At 59.4% G+C, this 12,763-nt stretch carries 14 protein-coding genes; 6 read left to right on the forward strand and 8 right to left on the reverse strand.

What is annotated here, in order from left to right; translation table 11 throughout:
* Positions 1-71: 71 nt before the first annotated feature.
* The 7 genes from Q669_RS04630 to bioB all read right to left on the reverse strand — a co-directional run bounded on the left by Q669_RS04630 (position 72) and on the right by bioB (position 7,097).
* Complete coding sequence (locus tag Q669_RS04630; RefSeq protein ID WP_014422136.1) at positions 72-1,871, reverse strand: acyl-CoA dehydrogenase C-terminal domain-containing protein; 1,800 nt, start codon at positions 1,869-1,871, stop codon at positions 72-74.
* Between the two features lie 249 nt (positions 1,872-2,120).
* Positions 2,121-2,837 carry a putative metalloprotease CJM1_0395 family protein gene (locus tag Q669_RS04635; protein WP_022991406.1) on the reverse strand — a complete coding sequence of 239 codons (717 nt, stop codon included), beginning with the start codon at positions 2,835-2,837 and terminating at the stop codon, positions 2,121-2,123.
* 11 nt (positions 2,838-2,848) lie between these two features.
* Entirely contained in the window at positions 2,849-3,094 is a 246-nt protein-coding gene (locus Q669_RS04640) for a flagellar basal body rod C-terminal domain-containing protein (protein WP_011786197.1), read from the reverse strand.
* 51 nt (positions 3,095-3,145) lie between these two features.
* Positions 3,146-3,850, reverse strand: a complete 705-nt coding sequence (bioD, locus tag Q669_RS04645) for a dethiobiotin synthase (RefSeq protein WP_022991407.1) — start codon at positions 3,848-3,850, stop codon at positions 3,146-3,148.
* 182 nt (positions 3,851-4,032) lie between these two features.
* Complete coding sequence (gene bioC / locus Q669_RS04650; protein WP_022991408.1) at positions 4,033-4,851, reverse strand: malonyl-ACP O-methyltransferase BioC; 819 nt, start codon at positions 4,849-4,851, stop codon at positions 4,033-4,035.
* Entirely contained in the window at positions 4,848-6,032 is a 1,185-nt protein-coding gene (bioF, locus tag Q669_RS04655; protein ID WP_014422141.1) for an 8-amino-7-oxononanoate synthase, read from the reverse strand. The genes bioC and bioF overlap by 4 nt, the downstream gene beginning before the upstream one ends.
* A 6-nt stretch (positions 6,033-6,038) precedes the next feature.
* A complete protein-coding gene (gene bioB / locus Q669_RS04660) occupies positions 6,039-7,097 on the reverse strand; it encodes a biotin synthase BioB (RefSeq protein ID WP_014422142.1) in 1,059 nt (352 codons plus the stop codon).
* A gap of 51 nt (positions 7,098-7,148) precedes the next feature.
* On the opposite strand from bioB, the gene Q669_RS04665 reads away from it, so the two are divergent.
* On the forward strand, positions 7,149-7,877 hold the full coding sequence (locus tag Q669_RS04665; protein ID WP_014422143.1) for a ComF family protein: 729 nt from the start codon (positions 7,149-7,151) through the stop codon (positions 7,875-7,877).
* On the opposite strand, the gene Q669_RS04670 is transcribed toward Q669_RS04665, so the two are convergent.
* The gene (locus tag Q669_RS04670; protein ID WP_022991409.1) at positions 7,878-8,990 is read right to left on the reverse strand and encodes an NAD(P)/FAD-dependent oxidoreductase; all 1,113 of its coding nucleotides are present in this window, start codon (positions 8,988-8,990) and stop codon (positions 7,878-7,880) included.
* 123 nt (positions 8,991-9,113) lie between these two features.
* Between Q669_RS04670 and Q669_RS04675 the strand changes: the two genes are divergently transcribed.
* Genes Q669_RS04675 through cmoB form a run of 5 tightly spaced genes read left to right on the forward strand, consistent with a single transcriptional unit; the run spans position 9,114 to position 12,722 of the window.
* Entirely contained in the window at positions 9,114-9,536 is a 423-nt protein-coding gene (locus Q669_RS04675; protein WP_022991410.1) for a hypothetical protein, read from the forward strand.
* Between the two features lie 5 nt (positions 9,537-9,541).
* Positions 9,542-10,561 (forward strand): serine/threonine protein kinase, encoded by a 1,020-nt coding sequence (locus Q669_RS04680; RefSeq protein WP_011786205.1) that lies wholly within the window; start codon positions 9,542-9,544, stop codon positions 10,559-10,561.
* Positions 10,562-10,581: 20 nt separating this feature from the next.
* A complete protein-coding gene (locus Q669_RS04685) occupies positions 10,582-10,962 on the forward strand; it encodes a hypothetical protein (protein WP_011786206.1) in 381 nt (126 codons plus the stop codon).
* Entirely contained in the window at positions 10,955-11,707 is a 753-nt protein-coding gene (gene cmoA, locus Q669_RS04690) for a carboxy-S-adenosyl-L-methionine synthase CmoA (RefSeq protein WP_011786207.1), read from the forward strand. The genes Q669_RS04685 and cmoA overlap by 8 nt, the downstream gene beginning before the upstream one ends.
* Positions 11,708-11,729: 22 nt before the next feature.
* On the forward strand, positions 11,730-12,722 hold the full coding sequence (gene cmoB / locus Q669_RS04695) for a tRNA 5-methoxyuridine(34)/uridine 5-oxyacetic acid(34) synthase CmoB (RefSeq protein WP_011786208.1): 993 nt from the start codon (positions 11,730-11,732) through the stop codon (positions 12,720-12,722).
* Positions 12,723-12,763 lie beyond the last annotated feature (41 nt).

The following is a 12,763-nucleotide window of genomic DNA, read 5'->3' on the forward strand; positions in this document are numbered from 1 at the left end:
TCATGAAAAAAGCCCGCCTCCTGCGGGAGAACGGGCTTTCTCTGTGCCATCAACCAGATAGCAACCCCGCCTTAGATGGCGAAGGCTTCTTCCGGCATGTCCAGCAGGCTGTCTGCACCGGCCAGCATGGTTTCTGCGTGAGTCCGGGTGCGCGGCAGCAGACGCTTGAAGTAGAAGCGTGCAGACTGAACCTTGGCGTTGTAGAACATCTCCTCAGAGGTGCCTTCGGCCATCTTGTCCAGTGCTACCTTGGCCATGCGGGCCCACAGGTAAGCGAAGACCGCATAACCGGAGTACATCAGGTAGTCCACAGCAGCAGCACCGACTTCCTCGCGGTTCTTCATGGCGGTCATACCAACCTTCATGGTCAGATCGCCCCACTCCTTGTTGATCGCAGCCAGCGGCTCGATGAATTCTTTCAGCTGCTCGTTGTCTGCGTTCTCTTTGCAGAAGACGTGAACCTGCTTGGTGAACACTTTCAGAGCTTCACCCTGGGTCATCAGAACCTTACGGCCCAGCAGATCCAGCGCCTGGATACCGGTGGTACCCTCGTAGATCATGCCGATGCGGGAATCACGAACGTTCTGCTCCATGCCCCACTCGGTGATGAAGCCGTGACCACCGAATACCTGCATACCCAGGTTGGCAGACTCGTAACCGATCTCGGTCAGGAATGCCTTGGCGATCGGGGTCAGGAAGCCCAGCAGCGCGTCAGCGTGCTTGCGCTCTTCCTCAGTCTTGCCAGAGTGAACCACGTCCACTTGCTGGCCAGCCAGGTAGATCAGAGCACGGGCGCCTTCGGCCACAACTTTCTGGGTCAGCAGCATGCGGCGTACGTCCGGGTGCACGATGATCGGGTCAGCGATGCCGTCCGGATTCTTCGGACCGCTCAGGGAACGCATAGCCAGACGCTCCTTGGCGTAGGCCAGGGAACCCTGGAAGCCCAGCTCGGCAGAACCCAGGCCCTGGATGGCGGTACCGATACGAGCGGTGTTCATGAAGGTGAACATGCAGTTCAGGCCTTTGTTCTCCGGCCCGATCAGCCAGCCCTTGGCACCGTCGAAGTTCATCACACAGGTCGCGTTACCGTGGATACCCATCTTGTGCTCCAGGGAGCCACAGGAAACCGCGTTGCGCTCACCGGCAGAACCGTCTTCGTTCGGCAGCTGCTTGGGCACGATAAACAGGGAGATACCCTTGGTGCCTTCCGGAGCGCCCGGCAGACGAGCCAGTACGATGTGAACGATGTTCTCGGCCATGTCGTGCTCGCCGGCAGAGATGAAGATCTTGGTACCGGTGATGCTGTAGCTGCCGTCAGCGTTCGGCTCGGCCTTGGTGCGCAGGGTGCCCAGGTCAGAACCACAATGCGGCTCGGTCAGACACATGGTACCGGTCCACTCACCGCTGATCAGCTTGGTCAGGTAAGTCTGCTTCTGCTCTTCAGTGCCGTGGGCTTCGATGGTGTTGGTGGCACCGTGGCTCAGGCCCGGGTACATACCCCAGGACCAGTTGGAGGTACCAACCATTTCACTGATAACCAGGCCGATGGAATGCGGCAGGCCCTGGCCACCGTAGTTGGGATCGGCAGTCATGGACGGCCAGCCACCTTCTACGTACTGCTGGTACGCTTCTTTGAAGCCGGTCGGGGTTTTCACGCCGTCTTCGCTCCAGGTACAGCCCTCCTGGTCACCCACCTGGTTCAGCGGAGACAGTACCTGCTCACAGAATTTCGCACCTTCCTGGATAATGGCATCGACCATATCCGGAGTTGCATCTTCGGCACCTTCCAGATTGGCGTAGTGCTGCTCGCTGTTCAGCAGCTCGTTCATTACGAATTTAATGTCACGCAGGGGCGCTTTGTATTCAGGCATGGAATCCACCTCGGTTCTGGGTCTCAGCTGAAACGGGTTTACAGCTTCTGGCCTCGGGTTTGCTCAGACACCATGATGCACCGCATCACGGCCTTAATTAAACACTTGTTTGAAACATACGTTTTGAGGCACAGAATTGTCAATAGCCTTGACTGAAATTTGTGTTGGTTTTGTGTTCGATCAGTAAATTTTCAGGGCAGAAATGCCCGGAGAAAACGGGAAGACAAGGAGAAAGGCCAGACGAAGCGATCAGGCGAACAGGGAAGTCACAGACTCGGAATAGCGGGAGTCGCCAGCCATGGCAGAGACATTGCGGTAGCTCTCTTCCGCCTCGCGGGAACGGGCACTGCGAGCATCACCCTGGCTTCCCTCAACACTGGCAGAGGCTTCCGCCGTCCGGGATTCGCCCTCACCCGCCGCCAGCTCCGACTGTGCCTGCAACATGGTCTGCATGGCCTGGGCGGCAACAGCGCGATCCTGACCGGAGGGCTGGGCAGGCGCCATGGCAGCAGACCGCACCACGCGCATTTTTTCAATGGTGGCCTGAGGATCCCCCGCCACCGGCGAAACATCAATGGGAACTTCACCGCCTACCGCATACTGGGCGCCATCCGGCCCTCGCTGGTAGGTAAACGACATAGCACCCGCGTACTGCCCACCAGCAGCCTGATGCGCCGCCTCGTGAGCACGCACTTCCCTGTCCCGGGCTTTGAGATCAGTCAGCTGCTTCAGCTCTTCATCTGTCAGGCCTTGCGGATTCTCGCGCGCGTCGGAGCGTGATTCGGAAGACTGGTCGGATTTTCGTCCTTCGGAAGACTGCTCAACCGGTTTTGAGGTTGATGAAGTATCGCCAGTGGCAGGCTTTTCACCGGAAGCCTCCGGTGTTCGGCCACTGCCTGCGACCGGCGTGGACGCACCGGTGGGAGAGCCGGAGAAGATGGGAGCGATTGAGGAGAATACGTTCACAGAAACCTGGCTCAGGCGCGAATATCCAGCAGGGTACCCAGCGTTTCATCGGCGGTTTTAACGACCTGAGCAGAGGCCTCGACGCTGCGCTCGTATAGTTTCAGGTCGATCATGGGTTCCACCAGATTTCCAGCGCCCTCCGCTGAGCCCTGAGGACCGTCAACGCCACCTCGGGCAATTTTCCGGGCCGCGTTCTCCATGCCCACCATGCCGTCCTGGATACCCTGAATCCCGATAGCAAGTGTGTTGTTAATCATGAGCAGCCATTCCTGTGACGAACCTTTGACCTGATTAACTCACATTCCTGGTCAATTTTCAATCAGCGGCGTTATATTCAAATACCGCGACAGGATCGCCGGCATCTCGGCGGTATCGGTATTTTCCAACCAGGGAAGCACACCGAGGCAAGGCGCGCCGAGGTGGGTGGACAGGTAGTTCAGGGTATCCTGTTCGCAACTCATCACCTGTTCTTCGGGATGGTTACCTACCCAGCCTGCAACAACCAGTCCGTCGGCGCGAATCGCTTCGGCGCTGAGCATGGCATGATTGATACACCCCAGTTGCAGCGGCACAACCAGTATCACCGGCAGTTTCAACTCTCCCGGCACCGCTGCGTAGGTTTCCCGATCATTGAGTGGTACTTGCCAGCCACCGGCGCCTTCGATCAGCAGAAGATCGGCGGGGCGGATCTGCATGCCACGACAAAACCCGACGATTCGCTGGGCGGTGACCTGTTTTCCGGCCTGCTGGGCAGCTACGTGGGGGGCGATGGCGGGCTTGAGGGCGATGGGGTTGATGGTGTCGTAGGGTAGTTTTTCGGTGATGGCGGCCTGCAGCATCAGGGCGTCTTCGTTTCTCAGGCCCTCAGGGGTCTGGTCGCAGCCGGAAGCGATGGGTTTCATGGCCAGGGTTCGCTTGCCGGCGGATTTGGCTGCCTCGAGAATGGCGGCGGAGACAATGGTTTTGCCGACGCCGGTGTCGGTGCCTGTAACGAAGAAAGTATGTTTCGCCATGCTTTATATTCCTACTTTTGGCGCAAGCGAGGGTGCCACTTCTCCTTCCAGGACACGCTACAAGCACATCCATGTGCGCTTGTTTCGGGCCGTCCTTGGCCCTCAACAGTCCTGGAAGGAGAAGTGGCACCCTCGCCCAAATGTTTCAGAGGAAGTCCAACCACTGAATACGAACAGCTCAACTAACCAACCCAATACGCCCAAGCCGCACAGTACCCAGCCTCAACGACGTTGTCAGCTCGCGTCGGATAGGCACGACACATCGCCCGAAAACGCCCCGGCGCTGTCACCGTCCGCCGGCGCTCTTCGCCTTTAAACACCGCACCGAGTTCTTTCAACTCACGATTGAGGTGCATGGGTGACTGGTACGGCAGTGAGATGGTTTCAGTAACCTGTTTTGGGTTTGACAGAACCGTCTCCACGAGCGCTTTCCACTGTGCTTCCGGAACAAACCGGTTTACGTGCGCCTGTCCCGGATCGGCCTCGGCCCAGGCCTGCTTCAATTCAGACAAGGTGCCGTCTAGCAGTGTCGATATGGCCAGTCGTCCGCCAGGCCTGAGAATTCTGCGGCACTCCCGAAGGATCAGTTCCGGCCGGGCGCTCCACTGAATCATCAGATTACTGAAGATCAGGTCAACGCTGTTATCCGCCAACGGAATCTGTTCGGCATCAGCGTGTAGCCAGTAGATTGCTCCCGGGCTCCGATTCGCAGCCTCAGCCAGCATGCCTGGTGAAAGGTCTGCGCCGGTAACCGCGGAATGGGGGTATTGCTCCGCTAACTTCCGGCTAAACCAGCCGGTTCCGCAGCCCAAATCAAGAACCGATTCGGGCACGGGCGTGTCTGCAAGCTCGGCGAGCATGGCGTCGCCCATGATTTTCTGTAGGCGGGATGCACCGTCGTAGGTGGCACTGGCGCCCCCGAACCCCCGGGCGATGGACTGCTTGCTTCCGGTTCCGCCTTCCGCCTGAGCCGCTGGTTCGATTCGGGTATAGATGGTCATAGTGCTGGCTCCCGGGCCACGGCCTCACTCAGGACGGAACGGCTCTTCGCCAGGGCCCGCAGCAACCGGTCAACATCCGCTTCCGTGTGGGCGGCGCTGAGCGTAACCCGCAAGCGGGCCTCGCCCTCCGGTACCGTGGGCGGCCGTATCGCCGTTACCAGCAGCCCCTCATCCTCCAGTGCACGGCTGAGGGCCAGCGCGGTCCAGTTATCTCCAATCATGATGGGCTGAATGGGCGTTCGGGATGACATCAGCTCATAACCCAGATCCTGAGCACCTGCCCTGAATCGCTGAATCAACGCGTCAAGATGAGCGCGTCGCTCATCGCCGCTCTCAACAGCATCCAGGCTGGCGCAGGTTGCCGCGGCCAGTGCCGGCGGCATGGCGGTGGTGTAGATATAGGTCCGGGCCTTCTGTACCAGGTAGTCAATCAACACGTCAGAGCCAGCGACAAAGGCCCCGGAGGTTCCCACGCCCTTGCCCAGAGTACCGATCAACACCGGCACATCCTCCTGGCACAACCCGGCTTCCAGCACGCTCCCCCGGCCCTGTGGCCCGAGAACACCAATGCCATGGGCATCGTCCACCACCAGAAGCGCATCGTGAGCCTTACAGACGCGAGCCAGTTCCGTGAGTGGCGCAATGTCTCCGTCCATGCTGAACACGCCATCGGTAACCACCAGTTTGTGGCCGGAGGTTGCTGAGAGCATGGCTTCCAACGCGGCCACATCACCGTGAGCATAGCGGCGCACGCGGGCACGGCTGAGAATGCAGCCGTCAATGATCGAAGCGTGATTCAGTCGATCCGAGAAGATGGTATCGCCACGGCCCGCCAGTGCGGAAATGACACCCATGTTTGCCATGTACCCGGTGGAAAAGAACAATGCCGCACTCCGCCGAGTGAACGCTGCCAGCCTCTGCTCAAGGCGATGATGGGCCTCGTGGTGGCCGCAAACCAGATGCGAAGCAGCTCCGCCCAGGCCAACCTCCGGCAGCGCCTGCTCCAGCGCCCGCATGTTTTCGCCATGACTGGCCAGGCCCAGATAGTCGTTACTGCAGAACGACAGCAACGACCGGCCATCCGCCGTCAGCGTCGGCTGCTGGGGGCCGGCGATCAGGCGGCGGGTTCTGTACAACCCGGCCTGCTTTCGTTCTTCTATCTCTTTGGCGAAGTCACGCATGCGGAATCACGCAGACTCCCGGGTCGCGTCGTAAAACATGTGCCGTGTGGCCTCATATTCCACCGCCTCGGCAATGGCCTCTTCCTCCTGCTCCTCGGTCGCGCACTGCTCCCGCTGCTCCGGCCGGATACCCAGCTTGCGGAACAACTGCATGTCCGCATCCGCCTCCGGGTTCGAGGTGGTCAGCAGTTTCTCACCGTAGAAAATGGAGTTGGCTCCCGCCATGAAACAGAGTGCCTGCATCTGCTCATTCATCTGCTCACGGCCCGCGGACAAACGTACATGGGAAGCCGGCATCATGATCCGGGCGACGGCGATAATGCGAATGAAATCAAATGGGTCCAGGTCTTCCACATCTTCCAGCGGCGTCCCCTTCACCTTCACCAGCATGTTCACCGGCACGCTCTCCGGGTGCTGGGGTAAATTGGCAAGCTGAACCAGCAGACCGACGCGGTCATCCTCATCCTCACCCATACCCATGATGCCGCCACAACAAACCTTCATACCGGCCTTGCGCACATTGTCGAGCGTATCCAGGCGGTCCTGGTAGGTACGGGTCGTGATGATGTGGTTATAGTATTTCTCGGAGGTATCCAGGTTGTGGTTGTAGTAATCCAGGCCAGCGTCTGCCAACTCCCTGGCTTCCTCTTCTTTGAGCATGCCCAGTGTCATACAGGTTTCCAGGCCCAGGGATTTCACCTGGCGGACCATATCCAGAACGTAGGGCATGTCTTTCTTTGACGGGCTACGCCAGGCGGCACCCATACAGAACCGGGATGCCCCTTTTTCTCTGGCAACGCGGGCCTCAGCCACCACCTTCTCGATTTCCAGCAGCTTCTCCTTTTCAAGCCCGGTGTTGTAATGACCACTCTGCGGGCAATACTTGCAGTCTTCAGGGCAGGCACCGGTCTTGATCGAGAGCAGCGTGCTCACCTGAACCTCATTCGGGTCAAAGTGCTCCCGGTGGATGCTCTGGGCGCGAAACAGAAGATCATTGAACGGAAGATTGAAAAGCTCGCGAGCTTCCTGAAGCGTCCAGTCGTGACGGGTAGCGGTGGCAGTCATGTGAGAGTCCTGTTAACCTTTCCGGGATTTTTGGTTTACGGATAAACCGCGATGATAAACGGACTGATCTCGCTGTCAACCTCGACAAAGGTTAAGGTTAACAGCTCAAGACGCGCCGGACGCTGCGTCATCTGCCTCGCTGGCGCTGCCCAGGATGGCCTTTGCCAGGACTGCCGGAACGACCTGCCCGCCAACCGCTGGTGCTGTCTGACCTGCGCTCTGCCCTTGCCCTTTCCAACCCCGGATGGACATTGCGGCGAATGCCTGGCTTCACCACCGCGTTACAGCCGCTCGCTGATCCCCTGGCGTTACCAGTTCCCGGTTGATGGCATGATCGGCCGCTACAAATACCACGGCCAGCACAAATTCGCGCGACCATTACTGGCGGGTTTTACCGACTACATTGAGCATCATCTGGCAACCGAGGGCCGGCCGCAGGTTCTGATCCCCGCCCCCATGCACTGGACCCGGCGCTGGCAACGGGGCTTCAATCAGGCCCAGGATATTGCCGAGGCCGTGGGAAGGCGGCTGGACCTGCCTGTCAACGCCCGTCTGGTGCGACGAACGCGACGAGTTCACGCACAACGGAAACTGAACCGGACAAGCCGACTGGCCAATCTTCAGGGGCTGTTTGAGGTTACCGGACCGGTGCCGGCAAACATCGCCATTGTTGATGACGTGGTCACTACCGGAGCCACCGTTCGCGAGCTGGCCTCGGTGCTCACCAGAGCGGGAGCGAAGGAAATCCAGGTCTGGGCACTGGCGCGTACACCCGGCTGATCAATTGGCGAGTTCTGCCAGTACGTGTCCGGCGATGGCCAGACACGAGGTGAGTCCTGGCGACTCAATCCCGAACAGATTGACCAGGCCGTCAATACCATGTTTCTCGGGGCCATCGATGCGGAAATCGGCAAAGCCGCCATCCGGGCCCGCCAGTTTAGGGCGAATGCCCGCATAAGCCGGCTGCAGACGGGCCTCGTCCAGGGACGGCCACCAGCGCCGGATACTGTCAGCAAATCCACGAACACGCTTCGGATCGACCCGATAGCTTTCTTCGTCAATCCATTCCACATCCGGCCCAAACCTGGCCTGGCCAGCCAGATCGAGAGTCAGATGAATGCCGAGCCCACCGGGTTCGGGCATGGGATAGATCAGAGTATTGAATGGATGGCGGCCACTGAAGCTGAAATAAACACCCCGGGCCAACCATTGTTTCGGCCTCGCACACTCGGGCAACCCTGACCATAGCCCCGCAAGTGCTGGGGCGCCAAGTCCAGCAGCATTAACCACTTCCCGAGCCTTCAGCAACAGATCTCCGGTCCCACCCACCTTCAGAACATGCCCCTCCGGACCGGATTCGGCAGACACCACCGGACTGTTCAACGCAATCTGACCACCGGCGTCTTCCAGATCACCCTGCAGCGCCAGCATCAGGCCATGACTGTCTACGATCCCGGTTTGCGAAGACCAGAGCCCGGCAGTGGCCTGGATTGAGGGCAATTGGCACGCCATCGCAGTGCCCTCATATAACGCCAGGGACACACCGTTTCGGCCCGCCTGCGCCTGAATGCCAACAAGACGTTCGGCCTGCGCGGCGTCACTGGCAATGATCCACTTCCCGCATTTTCGATGCATAACCTTATGGCTGACACAATATTCATAAAGCTGCTGCCGGCCTTCCACGCAAAATCGAGCCTTGAGGGAATGCTCCGGGTAGTAGATACCGGCATGAATGACTTCGCTGTTGCGGGAGGATATGCCTTCACCAATGGCGGCACCGGCTTCCAGCACCAGCACCTCTCTCCCCGAACGGGCCAGCGCACGCGCAATGGCAAGTCCTACTACGCCGGCGCCGATTACTACGGTCTGTATACTGAACTGCTCCTGAGCCACTCCGCATTCCTCTACCCTGCTCTCTGGCAGGGAAATTACCGCAGATCAACGCTGGTTGCATTACCTGCCCGCCAAGAACCGTTATACTTGCCCCAAGACAGAATGAACGCATGGAGCCTGGCGATGTCTGATAGAAAACAGTTTATTACCGTTATGGTGGTTGCCGCGCTTTTTGTTGGCTGGATTGGCTGGCGTGGCTTTGAAGTGACCCACCTGAACGCGCAACTGAAGGAAGACAGAGTCGTCGCCGGTTACCCGTACCAGCACCGCGTATTGAGGGTTGAGGGAGATACTGCCGTCATCAGTTCTCTTCGGTCCCACTCGGTATCAACCCAGAAGGCCCTGACCGCCGTATTCCCCGGCATGCGCCATCTGGCAGACACCCATCGCGACTGGCAGAAAGCAGAACGGGAGCTTGCCCAGGTTCAGGCCAGAGCCGGGGATCTCGTCCTGGCCACGGGTCGGGTCAACCGCATTCGCTGGGAGCTGGACGAAAACTGGTACCATTTGCAATCCATGAAAACCCGATACGACACCACATTCTGAGCCCTATGCAGACTGAACCTCCGGCGATCACCCCATCCTCGCATCCCTACGATGCCCTCACCCCGGAAGTCATTCTGGATGCCATTGAGGCGCAGGGATTCGAGGTCAACGGCCGGCTGTTTGCCCTGAACAGCTATGAGAACCGCGTCTATCAGGTCGGCATTGAAGACAAGCCACCGGTAATTGCCAAATTCTACCGTCCAGGCCGCTGGCCAGATGCGGCGATTCTGGAAGAACACGAATTTACCCTGTCACTGCAGGAGGCCGGGGTGCCCGTGGTTGCCCCTTTGGTGCTGCCGGGCGGGCATTCCCTCGGCCAGTACGGGGATTTCAGATTCGCGGTATTTCCGCAACGCGGCGGCCAGGCCCCGGATACCAGTGTGACCGACACCCTGTATAGACTGGGCCAGTGGCTGGGGCAGATTCACAACATTGGTGCCTTGAAACCGTTTGAGCACAGACCTGGGTTTGATCTGTTGGCGGGGCTGGAACAGAACAACCAGCTGCTGGTGGAAGGTAACTGGATTCCGGATGATCTCAGACCGGCCTGGAATTCCCTGATTCCGGACCTGATCGCCAACTGCCGTGAACGGATAGCCGAAGCCGGCCCGGTAGACACCTTGCGCATTCACGGTGATTGTCACGCCGGCAACATTCTGTGCCGGGACGAAACCATGCTGTTTGTGGATCTGGACGACTGTCGCACAGGCCCGGCGGTACAGGACATGTGGCTGCTACTGAACGGAGACGCCAGCGAGCGGGGCGCCCAGCTTGGCGAATTGCTGGAAGGCTATGAAATGTTCCGGGATTTCAATCGTCGCGAACGCCACCTGATTGAACCCCTGCGATGCTACAGGCAAGTCGCCCACTGTGCGTGGCTGGCAAGGCGCTGGGAAGATCCGGCCTTCCCGAGATTCTTCCCCTGGTTTTCACAGCCGCGGTTCTGGTCAGACCAGATCCTGTCCTTACGGGAACAGCTGGCCGCACTACAGGAACCGGCTATCAGCGTGCCGGGCCAATTCTGATTTTCTGACACGAGGTACCCATGAGCGATAACGAACGGCGTTTCACAGCCAAAAGCCTGATTGTTACCGGAGTTGCCGCCATCGTCGGCACGGTACTGGTGCTGGAAGCGTCTGGCCGGATTGATCACTCCGACAACAAGGACCACGCTCCGGTGGGTGAATTTACCGCCATTCACGTCAAACCCGGCGAAACCTTCCGTATGTCCCGCAAATCCTCGGAGCTGCACGCCGTTTGTGAGAATGGCTACCTGGCCATTGCTGCCGATGTCGATCCATCTTTCCGGGGCATTCTGGTCGACTACAAAAACCGTGGGGTTCGCTGCGCACGGCCGTCCCCTACCGACAAGGATCTGGCGACACCTCGCCCCGATGAGCGCGAGGCCGGAGCGGGCGATGAGTAATCGCACGCCCCCGGAGCAATTGACCGACCGGTTATTTGCCACTGAGCGCAATCCCGAGGATTTCCGCTTTGACGCGTCCGTCGCCCGGGTGTTTCCGGACATGATCCGTCGCTCTGTCCCCGGCTACACCACCATCATCCCGATGATTGAGGTGATCACGGAACAGTACGTTCAGCCAGGCTCACATTGTTACGACCTGGGCTGCTCGCTCGGCGCGTCCACTCTGGCCATGCGCCATGGCATCCCCTACCCGGACTGCACTCTGGTGGGCGTGGACAATTCCGAGGCGATGATTGAGCGCTGCGAGCATTATGTCGCTCTGGATGATCACGACCTGCCGGTTACACTGCGCTGCGAGGACATCCTGAGCACCGAACTGAGCAATGCCTCAGTCACCACCCTGAACTTCACGCTGCAGTTCGTGCCGCCCGAGCAGCGGTTGGCCCTGCTGACCCGTATCGGCGACGCCACCCTGCCCGGCGGCGTGCTGGTTCTGTCCGAGAAGATCCGATTTGAATCCGACGCGGAACAGGCCATCCAGACCCGCCTTCATCACGAGTTCAAGCGGGCCAACGGCTATTCGGACCTGGAAATCAGCCAGAAGCGTGCCGCCATCGAGAAAGTACTGATCCCGGAAACCCTGGCAGACCACCGGGATCGATTGCAGCGCGCCGGCTTTGACCAGGTACTGGTGTGGTACCAGTGCTTCAACTTTGTCTCGATGCTGGCCATCAAGAACTCCTGACTTATCCACCGAAAGACATACCATGGCACTGTTTGACTGGCACAAGCACTTTGATCCCGTTCTTTCCTACCTGAACGAAACCGGTAACACCCGGTGGACCACAGCCCTGAAAGAACAACTCACTCGACGGTTTGAGGACAACCCCCACGGCGATATGGAACGCTGGCACAACGCACTGCAGTCCTTGCCAGATGTTGCCGATGCCAGGGTCGACCTGAATCGGTCTGCAATCACGTTGACCAGCCCCAGCGGCCTGGATCCAGACGCCATGACCCGCCTTGAGAACGGATTGCGGGGACTGATGCCCTGGCGTAAGGGCCCGTTCGATTTTTTCGGTACCTACATTGACACCGAATGGCGATCAGACTGGAAATGGGACCGGGTAGCGCCGCATCTGGCGGATCTGGCCGGGCGCACCATTCTGGATGTGGGCTGCGGCTCCGGCTACCATTGCTGGCGCATGGCTGGAGCGGGGGCCAGGCAGGTGATCGGCATCGACCCGGGGCTGTTGTTCATGTTTCAGTTCCTGGCAGTCAAAGGGTATCTGGGCCAGGCTCCGGTCGATCTGCTCCCGGTGCGCATGGAAGACCTCCCGGCCGACATGGAATGCTTTGACACCACCTTCTCCATGGGCGTGCTGTATCATCGTCGTTCACCGCTGGACCATCTGTTGGAACTCAAGGGCACGCTGCGTCGCGGCGGCGAACTGGTGCTGGAAACCCTGGTTGTAGACGGCCCGGAGGGCTACAGCCTGATGCCCGAAGACCGTTACGGCCAGATGCGCAACGTCTGGTTCTTGCCGAGCTGCCCGACCCTGCTCCGGTGGCTGGACAGAACCGGGTTCCGCAACGCCCGGGTGGTAGACGTCAGTGAGACCACCACCGATGAGCAGCGCCAGACCGACTGGATGCGTTTCAATTCACTGGCGGACTTTCTGGACCCAGACAACCCCTCGAAAACCATTGAAGGCTACCCAGGCCCCAAGCGGGCGACACTGATCGCAGAAAAGCCCTGACACCCTGCACCAGAAAACCGGCACAAAAAAACCGCCTGGGG

It is taken from the genome of Marinobacter sp. C1S70 (genome assembly GCF_000475355.1).
GTDB classification, from domain to species: Bacteria; Pseudomonadota; Gammaproteobacteria; order Pseudomonadales; family Oleiphilaceae; genus Marinobacter; species Marinobacter nauticus.